Raw genomic sequence first — 17,016 nt, forward strand, 5'->3', positions numbered from 1 at the left:
TCTCCTTTCTTGTATCATAACGGGTCTCATCCTTTATTGGGAAATGATATGTTTGTGGATGTAAGGTACGATAGAACAAAGGAGGTGGAAGTATGAAGGAAAGGCTTTATGAAAAGGTGAAATTCGTGGAGGGAGAAAATTTCGTGACTATTGAAGACGCCCGCCATCTCACAGATGAAGAGCTTCAGTCATTGTCTCTCATTTTTTTAAAAGATTCTAAGTTTGTTGGAGTGAAAAATCGGACAATCCTTGTTCCTTCTACCTTTAAAGAAGAGACGACCAAATACATAAAAGATCTCGGATTTAAACATCACGATGATGTTTATTTTGTACGCTGTCACTTGTTGGAGGAGGATAAGGGGAAGAGAGAAGCCCAACCTTTTGAATTCATTTCTCTAAAGCAGGGCGAGGAGGCCGTTTTTAAGGAGACGTGGTGCCGGTCTATGGAAGGATCCTTGAACGCCCCCCAGTCCCTGAACATGGACGAACAAATGAAAAGCGTCAAAAAAGAATTGGGTCCAGGCTATGTGGATTCCTGCTTGACTGTTTATGAAAATGGGAACCCTATAGGAGTGATCATGCCACACATTGAACCGGGGACGAAAAACGAAGGAAGAATTTTTTACTTTGGTTTGGTTCCGGAAGAAAGAGGTAAAAACAAAAGCACGGCTTTGTATGAAGAGGGATTGTACTTACTGAAAAATTATTTTAAAGCAACCTATAGCATTGGAGCAACAAGTATCCATAACAAACCAATGTTGAAGGTGTTTGAGAAATGCGGTTGTGACATGACGGAAAAAGTGGGGATCTATAAATATTCACAGGAACCATATAAATCATCAAAGCTTATTTGGTAATAAGGGGAAGATGGAGGAGAAGCTCGACAAGCAAGATAGGATATCAGTCACGGGGTATATTGGTCTTAGTTAAAATAGGCGTATATGAACCAACTCCTCGGCTTTTATGAGGGGTTGCAAAAATATAAGAAAAACGCCCAGGCACCGGCCTGGACGTTTTTTTATTAGGAATCAATACTTGCTTTTAATTCTTCGTACTCCTCATCGGTAAATGCGCGGGAGCGGGTGAGAAATCTTTTTCCTTCGACTCCTTCAAGTGAAAACATTCCTCCACGGCCGTCAACGACATCAATAATAAGCTGTGTATGTTTCCAATAATCGTATTGCTTTTTGTTGATGTAAAAAGGGGTTTCGCCGATTCTTCCAAGTAAAACGTCTTGACTGCCGATCATAAGGTCACCCTCCTCGTAACACATCGGAGAGCTCCCATCACAGCAACCGCCTGATTGGTGGAAAAGAAGAGGACCGTGCTTTTCCTTCAGCATTTCAATGAGATCAAGAGCAGCGTCCGTCGCTTCTACACGTTCAACCATCTTTTCAGCTCCTTTCATATTGCCGAAAATCAAGGAGTTTTTAGCTTCTCATATTAAAAGAATCCAAGTTTCTGCGGGCTGTAGCTGACGAGCATATTTTTCGTTTGCTGATAATGGCTCAGCATCATCTTATGGTTCTCACGGCCAACCCCGGACATTTTGTATCCGCCAAAGGCTGCATGAGCAGGGTAGGTGTGATAACAATTGGTCCAAACGCGTCCTGCTTCGATTCCGCGCCCGAAGCGGTAGGCTGTATTCATATCACGTGTCCAAACACCGGCGCCTAATCCATAAAGGGTATCATTAGCGATCTCCATCGCTTCTTCTTTGTCTTTGAATGTTGTCACAGATAGCACAGGGCCAAAGATTTCTTCCTGGAAAATCCTCATGCTGTTATCGCCTTTGAATACCGTCGGCTGCACGTAATACCCATCTTTGAAGTCGCCTTCCATTTGATTACGCGCTCCTCCAGTGAGGCACTCAGCCCCTTCTTCTTTACCGACTTCAAGGTAAGACAAGATTTTCTCCAATTGTTCGGAGGAAGCTTGAGCACCCATCATTACTTCAGGATCAAGTGGATTACCCGTCTTTATTTCTTTGATGCGTTTAATAGCACGTTCCATGAACTCGTCATAGATTGATTCCTGGATGAGGGCGCGAGAAGGGCATGTACATACTTCACCCTGGTTTAGAGCAAACATGACCATTCCTTCAATCGTTTTATCTAAGAAATCATCATCTTCACGCATGACATCCTCAAATATAATGTTCGGTGATTTGCCACCAAGCTCAAGCGTAACAGGAATGATATTTTGAGACGCATATTGCATGATCATGCGTCCAGTAGTCGTTTCTCCAGTAAAAGCGATTTTACTGATACGAGGACTTTGTGCTAACGGCTTCCCAGCTTCTAATCCAAAACCGTTGACGACATTCAATACCCCTGCAGGAAGCAAGTCTTCGATCAATTCCAGCAAGTACATGATGGATGCGGGGGTCTGTTCTGCGGGCTTCAGGACAATCGCATTCCCAGCTGCGAGCGCGGGAGCTATCTTCCATGTCGCCATCAACAGCGGGAAGTTCCATGGAATGATTTGACCGACCACTCCCAGGGGCTCGTTAAAGTGGTAAGCAATTGTATCGTTATCAATTTCCCCGATGGATCCCTCTTGGGAACGGATAACCGAAGCGAAATAACGGAAGTGATCAACAGCAAGCGGAAGATCAGCATTCAGAGTTTCACGGACAGCTTTCCCGTTTTCCCACGTTTCCGCAATGGCAAGATTCTCGAGGTTCTCCTCCATGCGGTCTGCAATGCGGTTAAGGACCAAAGAACGTTCCGCCACGGATGTCTTTCCCCAGGCGTCTTTCGCTTTGTGTGCGGCATCAAGGGCAAGCTCAATATCTTCCTCCGTCGAGCGTGCAACCTGACAAAAAGTCTGCCCCGTTACGGGAGTTACATTATCGAAATATTGGCCTTTGACTGGTGCTGTCCATTCTCCGCCAATGAAGTTGTTATAGCGTTCCTTGAACTGAACGTTAGATCCTTCCGTATTAGGAAAAGCATATACCATAAAAACATCCTCCTAGTAATTTTCTTTTGCAACCGCTTACAAAAAGAGATATGTAAGTAAGCGCGCTTACTTTTTAAATTATCACTTGTACAGAATATTGTCAATTTACAGATAAATATGTGAAAATTTCTAGTACGAACAAAGGACAAAGATTGTTATAATGTAACTATTCATAGGCAAAAGGAGTTATTAAATAATGACAACAACCAATCGAGTGATGCTCGTTGATGGCATGGCGCTGCTTTTCCGTGCGTTTTACGCCACGGCGATGAGCAATTATTATATGATCAATAGTAAAGGTATTCCCACTAATGGGGTCTATGGCATGATGAAACATATGTTTACGGCTATAGAAACCTACCAGCCCACGCACGTGATTTGCTGTTGGGATATGGGGAGTAAGACGTTCCGTAATGATCTTTTTCCAGATTATAAAGCCAATCGGGGTGCTCCTCCGGAAGAATTGATCCCGCAATTTGATTTAGCTAAAGAAGTGGTGGAGGCCCTCGACATTCCTAACGTTGGACAAGTGGGGTATGAAGCGGATGATTGCATGGGGACGCTGAGTCGGGCGTACAGTGAGCATTCCCAAGTCTTCCTTTTAACAGGGGACCAGGACCTTCTTCAACTGTTACAGCCGAACGTGCATGTCGTCTTATTAAAGAAAGGGTATGGCAATTATGCGGAGTACCAGGAGGGCACCTTTACAGAAGAGAAAGGGATTACGCCACAACAGATGATTGATTTGAAAGCCCTTATGGGAGATTCTAGTGATAACTACCCTGGTGTGAAAGGAATCGGAGAGAAAACCGCTCTTAAGCTACTCCTTAAATACGGCTCTATCGAGGGAATCCTTGAAAATATTGAAGAACTGACGAAGGGGCAGCGCACGAAAATTGAGGACAGCCTGGATATGCTGCATTTATCAAGAAGGCTTGCTGCCATCCATTGTGAAGCGGATGTAGATTGTTCGTTAGAAGAGGCTCTATTTTATATTGATGATAAGAAGATGGGCGCAAAATTTGATGAACTTGAATTTAAAAATTGGGAAAAAAATATCGTACGAATGTAAAAAGGTCGGAGGCATTATTCCTCCGACCTTCCTTTATAATAAATCCTTTTTTTGGGTTTTGCGATAGTTGTTTACCTCTTTAAAGTAGATGGCTGCTTTTTTATACATACGCTTTTCATAATATAGGTTGCCTAACATTTCGCAATAATTTTTGTAACTTCCGTATTCATTATGTTCTCTGAAATAGGGAATGATTTCATTTTCTAATGTATCTATGAAGGAATCTTCCAATGTCTTATCTAGAACGGTATTCCTGAGTACGAAAAATTTATATTTAAAGAATTGAATCTCATATTCTTCTGAGCTCTTTTCTCCTTTTTCGATAAATTCCCAGGCTTTGTCTGTATTCCCTGCATAGTAGTGGGTTGAGGCAAGAGAATAAATCGTGTTGACGTAAAAATAATGGTCTTTGATTTCAAGGGTCATGCTATGAGCTTTCTCGGAGAATTCGAGAGCGGCTTCATATTTTTCTTGGTTTGCATAGATATAGCCAAGATTATGATAAATTCTTCTTTCATCCATGGATTTCAAGTGATACTTTGAGATCTTTTTTAGTTTCTTGAAATATTCTTCAGCAATGGGATAGATTTCTAAAGCTCTGTAATTTAGCGCAATAATCATATACGTATCCACAATTCGTTCGTAATCAAAATCTTTAATATATCCCTCTAAAGCCGTTTGAGCATAATAATTCGACTCGACCGCTGCTCTTGACTGCGAATAAGTAAGAGCCAAGTGAAAGTAGGATTCACTGTCGGTGAAAGGAAGCTTTTTTAATAGCTCTTCTGTTTTGTGGAAATGATGAAGGGCATTTTTTAGTTGGTGGTTTTTCAATAGATAATGGATTCCGACCGTTTTATGGTAGAAAAATTTATATTCATCCTTGGTATATGGATATAAATCATCAATTTCCTTGAAGTCTTCATCGGAGAGAGGTCCTTCATTCAACTTCATGGTGTGGCGAGCTTTAACGATGGTATATAAATGATTGAGTTCTGTATTTTGATTGGATTTTAATGCATCTGTACATTTTCGGAAATATTCTTCCATTAATTGAAGGTCCCGGCGTTGAATGACCTCATGCCATTCCAACAGTTGCTGGTGAATAGATTCATCGAATTCCTGGTTAATATCCGTCAACTTGATATTCAACCGTTCTCCTAACAGACGATAAATTTCATCACTGGCGTTAATGGTATCATGTTCAATTTTACTCAAATAAGAAACAGAGCAAATTCCTGATGCAAGTTCTTCTAAAGTCATATTCTTAAATTTGCGGTGTTGTTTAATTAAGGAACCTTTCATATTCACTACTCCTTTAAAGCGCCAATTACTTACATTATATCAAAATATCGGTTTGTTCAATGTATATGATTCCCTTTTAAGGTTTTTATAGGAATAGAAAGGGGGTGTATGTAAAAAGCTCAACCACACGAAGTGGTTGAGCAGATGGATCAAGATAATGTCTTCAGGGCTTCTTCGATTTGAGTATCCCCTGATATCATTTCGAATGTTTTATGATAAGCGTTTGGTTCTTGCAGGGCAGCAATCATTGCCTTAGCCACGTCTTCACGAGGAACTGTGCCTCTTTCAACCGTTTCACCGACCTGGATTTTGCTTGTCCCTTCGTCGTCCGTTAAACCACCAGGACGTACAATCGTATAATCAAGCTCGGTCGATTTCAGATAATCATCCGCTTCACCTTTCATTTCAAGGTAATGCTTTAATTCTTCAGGTCCTCGTTCTGGATCACCTGCACCCATGCCGCTCAACATAATGAATTTCTTTATGCCAAGGTTTTCAGTTGCTTTAGCAAGGTTGATGGCTCCATCGCGATCAACGGCTTCTGTTTGCTCAGCACCTGTGCTGGAGCCTGATCCAGCAGCGAACATGACAGCGTCCATACCTTTGACCGCATAACCGACATCTTTTGTTAGATCAGCAAGTACGGGGGTGCCGCCTAATTTCTCAACGGTCGCTTTTTGTTCTTCTTTACGAATCATGCCGTACGGCTCATGACCATCGGCTTTTAAATTTTTGATAAGTAGTCGTCCTGTATTTCCGTTAGCTCCTGCTACGAGTACTTTCATCTATAATCACGACTCCTTCTGGGAAATAAGATTACAGTACCTATTTAGCCGGTTTCCGTACCTAATAAACATACGGAACTGCTAGGAAGGAGGGAAACAAAGCTCCTGGTAGTTACAGCGCGCACAGACCCTTGGGTCATCCTGCAACGGGAATTGCTCTACAGGAAGGGGTTTGTTTTTTTCAGTATCTTCTAAATAAAGTTTCATCTGTTCCATACTGATCTGGTAGAGGTGTTGAACATTGATAAGGTCCTGATCAGTTAAATGATGTTCGACATATGTGCCATCAACCAGATATTCGTTTCGAATGATGATATCATCGAGAGACTCTATTCCGTGCTTGTGCTGTAGATAAAGGGCGTATAGGGCAAGTTGGTTTCTGTCCTCATCGGATGATTTTCCTGTTTTCCAGTCGACAATAATCCATTGATCATTGTCGAGGTCTTTATAGACGAGGTCCATCACAATAAACACTTTCGCTTCGTCCGTCTTTAGGAAGCGGAAGGTCTCGGACTCCATAAACTTCATCTGTTCTTTGTTACGTACATCATTAAAAGTTTTACTGGAATAAAAATTGCCGACCGTTTTTTGGAGGCGATCCGTTATTTTGCGTACTTTTGCTTCCGGGAGAGTGTCTGTCTGGCTGTAATAAATTTCGTGAAGCATCGTATAGTGCTTTGGGCGGTTCATCCATAAATGTTCTTTCTTCGTGGATTCGATGAATCCACGATTTAAATGATGGCGGACTTCATCCATGAACTCTTGTTCAGTCATAACCGACTGGTTTTTTAATACGCGTTGGATAGTTTGATAGATTAAATCGTGGACTACGCTTCCGAAATGCATTTCAAGGTTGGTCATTTTTTTCAATCGGTACGCTTGTTTGGCCAACGTATCAGCTGAACGGAGCCATCCATTATGGGATACATAATAGTCGTACGCATATTTCCTTGAGCAGGATAACATTGTTTTATGTCTGGACAAAGACCAGGATAGTTCCGGGTAGGGTTTCACTTCAAACATGAGTAACATCCTTCGTTAGTTTCATAGATTTAATGTTCCGTTTCTATTCTCTATTCTTCAAAACAGAGGGGGTCATCGTGTTGGTATTCTCTCATTGATATTTTATCATGAATCACAACAACGCCCTCGTTTTCTAAAAGCTGACGTTGCCGGGAAGGGTCTTTCACAGCAATTTCCCCTTTTGTATTAACTACACGATGCCAGGGGAGGTCATGTTTATCACTCATACTGTGAAGCGCACGGGCTACTTGTCTTGCCGCCCGGGGGTTTCCAGCACATGCTGCAATTTGCCCGTATGACATGACACGACCTTTTGGAATACTATGGATGATTTGAAGAATACGTTCAGTGAATGGTTGCATAAATTGGCCTCCTTACTTAAATTTTACAAGATCGCAGGGTTTTGTGATTAGAAGCTACCCTCTATTACTGATACAATTTCTATAGATGACAGAGAGGAGACGACTAGGATGAGCATATCAAAAGTATTAACAATTGCTGGTTCTGCTGCACAAGGGAGTGCCGGAATTCAAGCAGATCTTAAAACGTTCCAAGAGTTCAATGTTTATGGCATGAGTGCCGTTACTGCCATTGTAGCGAATAATAAACAAACAGAACGAGGGATTTTCACACAGCCAATAGATGCCATAGAAGCCCAAATCTATGCATCATTTGAACATGTCGGAGTTGATGCTCTTAAAACGGGCATGTTGTTCACTGAGGATATTATAAAAAAAGTGTCCGGTCTTATTAAAGCGTCTGAAGTCACGAATGTAGTGGTCGACCCTGTCATGATTGGGAAAATGGGTTCACAGTTACTAAAAGATGAGGCGATTGAAACCCTCACAAAAGAACTTGTCCCACTGGCAAAAGTCGTAACCCCAAATTTACATGAAGCAGCCAGGATGCTTCGTTGTGAGGTTCCTGAAACTCCTGAAGATATGAAGGTAGTGGCCAGGGACCTGTATTCCCTTGGAGCGGAATATGTGCTTGTGAAAGGAGGCAGTTTAAAAGGATACCCGGCTGTCGACATGCTTTATGACGGATCAAGTATCACAGAACTTGAAACCGAGAGAATAGAAACGATTCATACGAGCGGAGCAGGTTGTACGTATTCTGCCGCCATCACTGCAGGACTTGCCAATGGATATTCTGTCGAAGACGCGGTCAGACGGGCGAAGTCATTCGTAACTAGTGCCATCCGCCACGCTTTATCCTTCGACCGCGGCATAGGCTCCACCTACCACGCTGCTCATAGAATGATCAGTGATTAAAGTATATGCTTTTTCCAATTTCTGATCTATAGTCATAATGCGCTCTATAGCAAGATCTTTGTATCCAGAATAGTGGTTTGGGAAATTCATACTACTCCACTTTCCCTGTGAGTAAAAGCCATTTATTCCGGAAGTGATTTCGAGATACTTATATGGCGAAAGGGCGGAAAGCGCTATTTCCCGCAGCCCCGTCCTCTCAACAAAAATCTCGAAACTAAGTCTTCAAGAATAGAGAGCATATGCATGATATAAGAAATCCCCTCTTCACAGATGGTGAGAGAGGGGATAAGTGTTAACCGTTCACACGGTCGTATTTATCGATTTGTTTCTTGCGGACAACGTCCCAGCGGTTTTCTGGGTGTTCTTTACATTCTGCTGTACATGCGGCATGTTGCTCTTCTTCACACTCTTTACAGCATACATATTGACGGTTACATACTGGGTTACTGCAGTTAATCATACGATCTTCTGCTTTCCCGCAATGTTCGCACTCGGCAATGACCTTTTCTTCTACTTGGTTGATCGGAACAGAGATACGCTCGTCAAATACATACATTTTTCCATCGAAGAGCTCGCCTTTGACTTCTGGATCTTTGCCATAAGTGGTAATTCCACCTTCAAGCTGATAGACATCTTCGACTCCGTTTTTCTTAAGAATCCCTGTCAGTTTCTCACAGCGGATTCCGCCTGTGCAGTAGGTGAGGACTTTCTTATCCTTCCACTGATCGGCATTTTCAGCCACCCATTCAGGGAACTCACGGGAGTGGTTGACATCCGGTTGAATCGCATTACGGAAATGACCGATGCGGTATTCATATTCATTACGGCCGTCAATGATAATGGTATCTTCATCTTTCAGCATTTCATTAAATTCTTTTGGTTTCAAATGCTTACCACCGAACGTTTTCGGATCAATATCATCTTCATCAATGCTCCAGTTAACCAGCTCAGGCTTCACGCGGCAATGCATTTTCTTGAACGCGTGTCCTTCATGCTCATCAATTTTGAAGTGGATATCTGCAAAACGCTCATCAGAACGTACATAATCCATATATTCTTCTACTTGTTCAACAGTACCTGAAACCGTTCCGTTAATCCCTTCATGAGAAACGATGATCCGTCCCTTCAAACCAAGGTTTTTACAGAATTCCAGGTGATTTTGGCAATATTCTTCATAGTCAGGAAGGTCGACATACTTATAATACAGCAGAACTCGGTAATCTTTTGAGCTCATAAGTGATTCCTCCTAATATTTATATCTATACAGTAGTAAATAACAGAAATGTCCATACTCCATCATATTCGATTTATATCCGGATTTCAAATGTCATTTTTTTGAACAAATTCCACACGTCTGATCTTGTATGAATAAAGCCATAAGACCAGGATGGAAGCCGTCATTAAAACAATCAGTGAACCGAACGGCAGGATAAAGTTCTCGGCGGTATAAGGTTGTGAACTAAACTCTAATAATATACCTGCAAGAACAGAACCAGTCGCACTTCCGATGAATTGCATCTGTTGTTTGAGGCCGATTCCGGCACCGATCTGCTCTTTAGGCAGTATTCGTGAAACTTCATTGGTCGAACTCGAAGATAAACTAGAGAACCCAAAACTTGTAAACATATAAGCAATCATAATCATATACGGATTCTTTCCAGCCAAGAAAAAGAAAATGAAAGCTGATATCATCAGTAAAACTTGAGATAAAAATAGAATTTTAATGTTGCCATAGGCATCAATCAGTCGTCCTACGTAAATCGCGGCTGCGGCTGACAACATAGCGCCAGGGAAAATGATAAATCCGATGGCGGCCGCGCCGCGTCCATACACTTGCTCTAACATGATCGGCATTAAAAACAGAACAGCGAAATGCAAAGTAAAGCCAATATAGCTTGTGAAGACAATTCTTCGATAATGGCTGTTTTTTACAAGTTCAGGTTGTATGAAAGGAGCGCTTGTCCCATTGACTCTCCACCATAGGAGAGAAGCAGACAGGAGACCGGCCAGCAAGTAGTAGGAAGTCAATGATGAAATGTAAAGCAAAAACATGGTAGCGCTGATGCCGGACAACAGGGCCCCAGTGACATCAAAACGCCCTTTCTCCGCTTTTTCAACAGGCATAAACTTGTACAGGACCGGGATGACGATAAAAACCATGATGGTCACAATGAACAAGTAGTTCCAATCAAGGTAATCGGTAATAACTCCGCCGATAACAGGTCCAAGCCCAAAGCCTAAGGAGGTGGCCGAAGCAATCAGTGCATAGGCACTTCCGCGTCTTTCCATCGGGATGTATCTGCCGGCGAAGACCATAGACAAACCGGGGATTGCTGCCGCACCGGCCGCCTGACATAAACGTGCAAGCAATAACCAGAAATAACTGTCCGCTAAAAATCCGATGATGGAAGATAGACTGAAAATACAGATTCCTATAGTTAATAATGTCCGAATCGGCATGTAGTCAGACAAGCGTGTAAAAGTAATCGTGAAAATCGCTAAGACAATCGAATAGCCGGAAACGATCCAGGCGCCTTCAGAAGGTACAAGCGAGAAATCTCTTAATATATTTGGTAAAGCGATGTTGAACATCGTTGTGTTCATGACAACAATTAAAATCGTTGCAGATAAAATGAATACCGTACGAAAATGTTCCTGTGAAGGACGAGAAGTGAGTGGCATATCGTCTCTTCTTCCTTTCTGTGATTTCATTAGACACTCGAAATACTATACCACAAGTTTACTAGAGAGAAAAATGACAAGCGTAAGAACTCCCGTTGATCGTATCAACGGGAGTTTATTTATGGTCTTTGAAATAAATATATAAAATTGGACAACTTCCTGCAGATATCCAGGCAGGACATAGGCAGTTATAGGATTTTCGCTCCCAGGGAGGACTCGAAGTGTGAAAGAGCCCATTTGTGGCCCGTTTCATTAAAGCTTGCGACTCCATCCTTGTGGACATGGATGGAGTAACCAAGATTATAAGCATCGATGGCTGTATGGAGGACACAGATATCGGTACAAACTCCGACAAGGTGAAGATCAGTAATCCCGCGTTCTCTAAGTTTCAAGTCCAAGTCTGTTCCTGCGAAGGCGCTGTAACGGGTTTTATCCATGTAAAGGAGGTTCGCCTTATGCTTATTTTCTTCATAAATTTGTTTCAGAGATCCGTACAACTCTCGTCCTTTCGTTCCCCTGATGTTATGGGGAGGAAAAAGCTCTGTCTCGGGATGGTAGGGATCTCCTTCTTCGTGAACGTCAACCCCGAACACGACAAGATCCTCCTCATTTAAGAATGTTTCCGTTACATAGTGAATGTCCTTTTCCAGAGCTTGAGCAGGTGGTCCACAGGTCAAAGCCCCATCATTTTTTACAAAGTCGTTCGTATAATCAATGATGATTAAAGCACGTTTCATTCTATTCCCTCCCGGTGTCTTTACACTTATCTTAACAGATGCAAAGCAGAAACGCGCCATTAATAGCCGGGAATATGCTTCGTCGCCGTCACGCTTTTATTCACAGCCATGAACAATAGGGATCCAGAGATAACAAGGAGGGCACTTGTAACGAAAAATACCATAGAGAAGCCATAAGCCCCTGCAATCATTCCGCCCATAGCTGGACCGATGATATTCCCAAGGAAACGTATGCTCGTATTGTAACCCAGCACCTCTCCTTGCATAGCGACCGGAGCCTCTTGACGGATATAGGCGGTCCGGACAGGAATAATGCCCCCAATGGATAAACCTAGTAAAAAGCGAAGAACAACCAGCTGCCAAATGTTCGTAACGAAGGCAGCAGGAAGGTAGACGATTCCTGCCATGAACAAAAGGAAAACGAGAATCTTCACATAGCCGAGTCGGTCGGCGATTTTCCCCCATTGTTTCGCCATCATCAAGTTCCCAAGCCCTGCAGCTGAGAAGGCGATTCCGGAGAAAAGGGCTAAATTTTCCGGCCCATGTAAATCACCGACGAATAACGAAAGAATGGGTTGAATACTGAAGTGGGCGATTTGCACAAACAATGAAACAATCATGACCATTAATAAGACAGGATGTTTAAAGATATGTGCAAGCACCTCTTTGGATTGATAGCTTGTTTTTTCATGGTCCCCTTCTTTTTTAATCCGTTGTTCATGAATGCCAAAGAAGACAATGAGCGCAGACAGCACGATTGTAATGGATACATATTGAAAAGTGGTCGCATAGCCAATAGAATCTGCAATCCAACCTCCGAGCATCGGTCCCATTAAACTTCCGGTAATGCTTCCGGTTTGCAAAGAACCGAGCACTTGACCGGCTATGTTTTTAGGCGTCTGGGTAGAAATCAATGCTTGGGACATGGGGATAAATCCTGTGAAGATTCCCATGAATAATCGTAGAAGAAAGAGCTGCCACACCGAGGTGACGAACCCCATAAGAAAAACGGAGAGCGCGAGACCGGTAGCAGAGATGATCAAAATATTCTTTCTTCCATATTTATCTCCAATTTTCCCCCAGATTGGCGAACATAGAAAAGCAGATACGAACGTGATTCCGAAAACCCAGCCAGACCACGTCTGGACATAAGCCTCTGTATAATTTCCGAGTTCTTCTATATATAAGGATAAAAACGGTAGAACCATCGTAATACTTCCGGCAATAAAGAAATTGGCAAACCACATGATCCACAGGTTTCGTTTGGCCTGAGATTCGTTGGTAAGGATAATATCCCTTCTTCCTATTTATTTCGACACCCTAAATATATAACACAGTTTTTAAAATAGGGGAACCATAAATGACTTCATTCCAACAATTTTTCACATATATAAGTTTTTTATTGTTAAGGAAGGGAATTCCAATTATATCGCCTCGTTGTTAACGGTTGCAAAACTTGTATATACAAATTATAATCATAAGTAATTGATGTATATACAAGTTTGTGTGCTTTCATGTAAGCGCTTGAGGAGGAGAAATTTATGTTTAAGAAGTTGTTTGGAAATAAAGAGACAGATTTAAGAGTGGCTTCACCACTAACTGGAAAGAAAGTAGCTTTGGAAGAAGTACCGGACCCCGTGTTTTCCCAGAAAATGATGGGGGAAGGGATTGCCGTGGAGCCAAAGGACGGCGAAGTATTCAGCCCTGTAGAAGGAACGATTGTTCAACTGTTCCCAACGAAGCATGCGGTAGGTTTGGAAACGAAAAGTGGTGCGGAAATTCTGATTCACATTGGTCTTGAAACCGTGGCCATGGATGGAGAAGGCTTCGAAGCTTTTGTCTCCCAAGGGGATAAGGTGAAAGTAGGAGATAAACTGATTTCCTTCGACTTGGATCTAGTAAAAGAAAAGGCGAAAAGTACAGTAACGCCAATTATTGTCACGAACAGCGACGCCTTTGATGTGCAAATGGCTGACGATGTCGACTTGGACGCTGGTACTACCCCACTACTGATTGTGAAGAAAAAATAAAACACACGCCGGGAGGTAAAGAAAATGAATCATAAAAAACAGGCGGAGCAGATTTTAGAAGCCATCGGCGGAAAGGAAAATTTGTCTGCTGCAACTCACTGTGTCACACGACTGCGTTTGGCGTTACATGATGAAGGTATAGTTGACCAGGAAAAACTGAACAATATTGATGCTGTGAAAGGATCTTTTTCAACCAATGGTCAATTTCAAATCGTTGTTGGACAAGGAACTGTTGATAAAGTTTATAAAGAGTTCGTAGCTCTTGCTGGTGTCGGTGAATCTTCTAAAGAAGAAGTGAAAGAGGCTTCCAAAGGGAATATGAATCCTCTTCAAAGAGCAATTAAAACGCTAGCTGATATTTTCATTCCGATTCTGCCAGCGATCGTAACCGCTGGTCTGCTGCTTGGTATCAATAACATCCTGACAGCACAGGGCATTTTCTGGGACGAACAGTCCATTATCGACGTCTATCCACAATGGTCGGGAATAGCGAACATGATTATTATTATAGCCAATACTGCCTTCGTGTTCTTACCCGGACTCATTGGTTGGTCAGCGGTTAAGAAGTTCGGGGGTAGTCCGATATTAGGTATTGTCATAGGACTCGTGCTTGTACACCCTGACTTATTGAACGCCTGGTCTTACGGTGATGCCGTAGCTGAAGGGTCTGTACCAACCTGGGATTTGTTCGGGTTGAACGTTGAGAAGATCGGTTACCAGGGCCAAGTACTTCCTGTCCTTGTTGCTTCTTATTTATTGACGAAAATTGAACTGTTTTTACGTAACCGTATCCCTGATAACATACAACTATTGTTTGTCGGCCCGATTTCCTTGTTAGTGACTGGTTTCTTGACGTTCATCATCATTGGACCTATCACATTTGCGATTGGTAACTGGATCACAGATGGCCTTGTTGCTACTTTTGATACTTTCGCTTGGTTAGGCGGTCTTATTTACGGTGGTTTATATGGTGTGCTCGTCATCACAGGTATGCACCATACATTCCTTGCTGTTGATATTCAGCTGGTCGGGAGCACAGGAACAACATTCTTGTGGCCGATGCTTGCTCTATCCAATATTGCTCAAGGTTCCGCCGCATTCGCCATCTGGTTAGCTTCAAAAGATGATAAACTTAAAGGTTTGAGTGTTTCTTCCGGAATTTCTGCATGGTTAGGGATTACAGAACCAGCCTTATTCGGGGTGAACCTACGCTTTAAGTATCCATTCATTATAGCGATCAGTTCTTCCGCCCTTGCAGGCCTCTATATCTCTGCACAAGGTGTATTGGCAAGTTCCATTGGAGTCGGTGGTGTACCGGGGATCTTCTCCATTGTTGCGGAGTACTGGCTTGACTTTGCCATCGGTATGGTGATTGTCATTGTCCTTCCGCTTGTAGGAACGTATCTCTATGCGAAGCGTAAAAAAGACGTATAAAAATTTCAAAACGGTGGTGCTACAATGATTGAACAACCTTGGTGGAAAAAAGCTGTCGTTTATCAAATTTATCCGAAAAGCTTCAATGACACGACAGGAAACGGTGTCGGTGATATCCAGGGAATTATACAGAAATTGGATTACTTGCATAAACTCGGGGTCGATGTCCTTTGGCTGACCCCGATGTATAAATCTCCTCAAAACGATAATGGATATGACATTAGTGACTACTACGATATCCATGATGAATACGGGACGATGCAGGACTTCGAAAAGCTTCTTGAAGAAACGCATAATCGTGGCATGAAGCTCATCATGGACATCGTTGTCAATCACACGTCTACGGAACACCAATGGTTCCAGGAAGCTAAAAAGTCCAAAGACAATCCATATCGTGACTATTATATCTGGCGTGATCCAGTGAATGGGGAAGAGCCGACGAATTGGCAGTCTAAATTCGGGGGCAATGCGTGGAAGTACGATGAACAAACAGGTCAATATTACTTGCACTTGTTCGACGTCACTCAAGCCGATTTGAACTGGGAAAATGAACAGATGCGTGAAGATATCTATGAAATGATGCGTTTCTGGGGTGAAAAAGGTGTGGATGGCTTCCGTCTCGATGTTATTAATCTGATTTCCAAAAATCAGGAGTTCCCGAATGACGATGGAAGTGTGGCACCTGGAGACGGTCGCAAGTACTATACAGATGGACCACGCGTGCATGAATTCATGCAGGAAATGAATCGTGAAGTTTTTAAACCTTATGATCTTATGACTGTCGGTGAAATGTCCTCGACGAGCATTGAACATTGTATAAAGTACACAGCTCCTGAGCGTGATGAACTGAGTATGACATTCAACTTCCACCACCTCAAAGTGGATTATCCAAACGGTGAAAAATGGACAGTCGCTGATTTCGATTTCCATGAGTTAAAGCAGATCCTTTCGAAGTGGCAGCGCGAAATGAATAAAGGAAATGGCTGGAACGCTTTATTCTGGTGCAACCACGACCAGCCTCGTGTATTGTCACGATTCGGGGATGATGAGAACTATCCCGAAGAATCCGGTAAAATGCTTGCTACCACCATCCATATGATGCAGGGGACTCCTTACATTTATCAAGGAGAAGAATTTGGGATGACGAACCCTAAGTTCGAAAGCATTGAACGTTACCGGGATGTTGAATCCCTGAATATGTATGAAGAGTTCAAAGCAAAAGGGTTCAGTGAAGAGGAAATTATCGAGATATTAAAACAGAAGTCTCGTGATAACTCTCGTACTCCTGTACAATGGAATGGGGAAGAAAATGCCGGCTTTACTGAAGGAACCCCTTGGATTGATGTAGCAGACAACTATAAAGAAATCAATGCAGAAGTGGTGATGAACAAAGAAGATTCCATCTTTAATCACTATCAGAAATTGATTGAATTACGTAAGTCTCACGACATCATCACCCATGGTGATTACCGTTTGTTGACACCAGACCACGATCACGTATTTGCTTATCTTCGTGAATGGAATGGAGAATATTTGCTTGTTGTGAATAACTTCTACGGCAAAGAAACGACATTCACATTACCAGAGGACGTACAGTTCTCTAGTGAGGCGGACATCCTTTTAAGCAACTATGATGATTCTATAGTGGATGACCAAGAAATCAACCTTCGCCCATACGAGTCGGTCGTTTATCATCTTACCGATCAATAG

Annotated in this window: 16 protein-coding genes; 6 read left to right on the forward strand and 10 right to left on the reverse strand. The window is 42.5% G+C overall.

Translation table 11 applies throughout. The annotated features are described in order from the left end of the window. Window positions 1-92 precede the first annotated feature (92 nt). Window positions 93-857, forward strand: a complete 765-nt coding sequence (locus J0K78_RS10060; protein ID WP_206946620.1) for a GNAT family N-acetyltransferase — start codon at window positions 93-95, stop codon at window positions 855-857. Window positions 858-1,021: 164 nt separating this feature from the next. Here J0K78_RS10060 and J0K78_RS10065 read toward each other — a convergent pair whose 3' ends face one another. Both J0K78_RS10065 and adh read right to left on the reverse strand, forming a co-directional pair. Continuing rightward, window positions 1,022-1,390 carry a DUF779 domain-containing protein gene (locus tag J0K78_RS10065; RefSeq protein WP_206946622.1) on the reverse strand — a complete coding sequence of 123 codons (369 nt, stop codon included), beginning with the start codon at window positions 1,388-1,390 and terminating at the stop codon, window positions 1,022-1,024. A 53-nt stretch (window positions 1,391-1,443) separates the two neighbouring features. Further along, complete coding sequence (gene adh / locus J0K78_RS10070) at window positions 1,444-2,964, reverse strand: aldehyde dehydrogenase (protein ID WP_160910730.1); 1,521 nt, start codon at window positions 2,962-2,964, stop codon at window positions 1,444-1,446. 196 nt (window positions 2,965-3,160) lie between these two features. Here adh and J0K78_RS10075 point away from each other — a divergent pair, with 196 nt between their 5' ends. Continuing rightward, complete coding sequence (locus tag J0K78_RS10075; protein ID WP_206946624.1) at window positions 3,161-4,036, forward strand: 5'-3' exonuclease; 876 nt, start codon at window positions 3,161-3,163, stop codon at window positions 4,034-4,036. A 33-nt stretch (window positions 4,037-4,069) separates the two neighbouring features. On the opposite strand, the gene J0K78_RS10080 is transcribed toward J0K78_RS10075, so the two are convergent. The 4 genes from J0K78_RS10080 to J0K78_RS10095 form a co-directional block, all read right to left on the reverse strand. Next, on the reverse strand, window positions 4,070-5,341 hold the full coding sequence (locus J0K78_RS10080; RefSeq protein ID WP_206946626.1) for a tetratricopeptide repeat protein: 1,272 nt from the start codon (window positions 5,339-5,341) through the stop codon (window positions 4,070-4,072). Window positions 5,342-5,490: 149 nt separating this feature from the next. Continuing rightward, entirely contained in the window at window positions 5,491-6,126 is a 636-nt protein-coding gene (locus J0K78_RS10085) for an SDR family oxidoreductase (RefSeq protein ID WP_206946628.1), read from the reverse strand. Between the two features lie 81 nt (window positions 6,127-6,207). Further along, complete coding sequence (locus J0K78_RS10090) at window positions 6,208-7,149, reverse strand: PD-(D/E)XK nuclease family protein (protein WP_206946630.1); 942 nt, start codon at window positions 7,147-7,149, stop codon at window positions 6,208-6,210. A gap of 50 nt (window positions 7,150-7,199) precedes the next feature. After that, window positions 7,200-7,511 (reverse strand): MGMT family protein, encoded by a 312-nt coding sequence (locus tag J0K78_RS10095; RefSeq protein ID WP_206946633.1) that lies wholly within the window; start codon window positions 7,509-7,511, stop codon window positions 7,200-7,202. A 108-nt stretch (window positions 7,512-7,619) separates the two neighbouring features. Here J0K78_RS10095 and thiD point away from each other — a divergent pair, with 108 nt between their 5' ends. Further along, on the forward strand, window positions 7,620-8,423 hold the full coding sequence (gene thiD, locus J0K78_RS10100; protein WP_206946635.1) for a bifunctional hydroxymethylpyrimidine kinase/phosphomethylpyrimidine kinase: 804 nt from the start codon (window positions 7,620-7,622) through the stop codon (window positions 8,421-8,423). Between the two features lie 292 nt (window positions 8,424-8,715). Here thiD and trhO read toward each other — a convergent pair whose 3' ends face one another. The 4 genes from trhO to J0K78_RS10120 form a co-directional block, all read right to left on the reverse strand. Next, window positions 8,716-9,657, reverse strand: coding sequence for an oxygen-dependent tRNA uridine(34) hydroxylase TrhO (gene trhO / locus J0K78_RS10105; protein ID WP_206946637.1), 942 nt, complete (start codon window positions 9,655-9,657; stop codon window positions 8,716-8,718). A gap of 86 nt (window positions 9,658-9,743) precedes the next feature. Then, window positions 9,744-11,105, reverse strand: a complete 1,362-nt coding sequence (locus tag J0K78_RS10110) for an MFS transporter (RefSeq protein ID WP_206946639.1) — start codon at window positions 11,103-11,105, stop codon at window positions 9,744-9,746. Between the two features lie 188 nt (window positions 11,106-11,293). Continuing rightward, the gene (locus J0K78_RS10115) at window positions 11,294-11,842 is read right to left on the reverse strand and encodes a cysteine hydrolase family protein (RefSeq protein ID WP_206946641.1); all 549 of its coding nucleotides are present in this window, start codon (window positions 11,840-11,842) and stop codon (window positions 11,294-11,296) included. Between the two features lie 59 nt (window positions 11,843-11,901). Next, complete coding sequence (locus tag J0K78_RS10120) at window positions 11,902-13,089, reverse strand: MFS transporter (RefSeq protein WP_206946642.1); 1,188 nt, start codon at window positions 13,087-13,089, stop codon at window positions 11,902-11,904. Between the two features lie 294 nt (window positions 13,090-13,383). Here J0K78_RS10120 and J0K78_RS10125 point away from each other — a divergent pair, with 294 nt between their 5' ends. The 3 genes from J0K78_RS10125 to treC are packed head-to-tail and all read left to right on the forward strand — an operon-like array spanning window position 13,384 to window position 17,016. Beyond that, the gene (locus J0K78_RS10125) at window positions 13,384-13,872 is read left to right on the forward strand and encodes a PTS sugar transporter subunit IIA (RefSeq protein ID WP_206946644.1); all 489 of its coding nucleotides are present in this window, start codon (window positions 13,384-13,386) and stop codon (window positions 13,870-13,872) included. A gap of 24 nt (window positions 13,873-13,896) precedes the next feature. Further along, window positions 13,897-15,306, forward strand: a complete 1,410-nt coding sequence (gene treP / locus J0K78_RS10130; protein ID WP_206946646.1) for a PTS system trehalose-specific EIIBC component — start codon at window positions 13,897-13,899, stop codon at window positions 15,304-15,306. A 24-nt stretch (window positions 15,307-15,330) separates the two neighbouring features. After that, window positions 15,331-17,016: an alpha,alpha-phosphotrehalase gene (gene treC, locus J0K78_RS10135; protein WP_206946648.1), complete on the forward strand. Its 1,686-nt coding sequence runs from the start codon at window positions 15,331-15,333 to the stop codon at window positions 17,014-17,016.

It is taken from the genome of Halobacillus sp. GSS1 (assembly GCF_017307035.1).
Taxonomy (GTDB): domain Bacteria; phylum Bacillota; class Bacilli; order Bacillales; family Halobacillaceae; genus Halobacillus; species Halobacillus litoralis.

Coding starts and splice junctions, on each gene's coding strand:
- J0K78_RS10060 (WP_206946620.1), top strand. CDS start 93: ATGAAGGAAAGGCTTTATGAAAAGGTGAAATTCGTGGAGGGAGAAAAT.
- J0K78_RS10065 (WP_206946622.1), bottom strand. CDS start 1,390: ATGGTTGAACGTGTAGAAGCGACGGACGCTGCTCTTGATCTCATTGAA.
- adh (WP_160910730.1), bottom strand. CDS start 2,964: ATGGTATATGCTTTTCCTAATACGGAAGGATCTAACGTTCAGTTCAAG.
- J0K78_RS10075 (WP_206946624.1), top strand. CDS start 3,161: ATGACAACAACCAATCGAGTGATGCTCGTTGATGGCATGGCGCTGCTT.
- J0K78_RS10080 (WP_206946626.1), bottom strand. CDS start 5,341: ATGAAAGGTTCCTTAATTAAACAACACCGCAAATTTAAGAATATGACT.
- J0K78_RS10085 (WP_206946628.1), bottom strand. CDS start 6,126: ATGAAAGTACTCGTAGCAGGAGCTAACGGAAATACAGGACGACTACTT.
- J0K78_RS10090 (WP_206946630.1), bottom strand. CDS start 7,149: ATGTTTGAAGTGAAACCCTACCCGGAACTATCCTGGTCTTTGTCCAGA.
- J0K78_RS10095 (WP_206946633.1), bottom strand. CDS start 7,511: ATGCAACCATTCACTGAACGTATTCTTCAAATCATCCATAGTATTCCA.
- thiD (WP_206946635.1), top strand. CDS start 7,620: ATGAGCATATCAAAAGTATTAACAATTGCTGGTTCTGCTGCACAAGGG.
- trhO (WP_206946637.1), bottom strand. CDS start 9,657: ATGAGCTCAAAAGATTACCGAGTTCTGCTGTATTATAAGTATGTCGAC.
- J0K78_RS10110 (WP_206946639.1), bottom strand. CDS start 11,105: ATGCCACTCACTTCTCGTCCTTCACAGGAACATTTTCGTACGGTATTC.
- J0K78_RS10115 (WP_206946641.1), bottom strand. CDS start 11,842: ATGAAACGTGCTTTAATCATCATTGATTATACGAACGACTTTGTAAAA.
- J0K78_RS10120 (WP_206946642.1), bottom strand. CDS start 13,089: ATGTGGTTTGCCAATTTCTTTATTGCCGGAAGTATTACGATGGTTCTA.
- J0K78_RS10125 (WP_206946644.1), top strand. CDS start 13,384: ATGTTTAAGAAGTTGTTTGGAAATAAAGAGACAGATTTAAGAGTGGCT.
- treP (WP_206946646.1), top strand. CDS start 13,897: ATGAATCATAAAAAACAGGCGGAGCAGATTTTAGAAGCCATCGGCGGA.
- treC (WP_206946648.1), top strand. CDS start 15,331: ATGATTGAACAACCTTGGTGGAAAAAAGCTGTCGTTTATCAAATTTAT.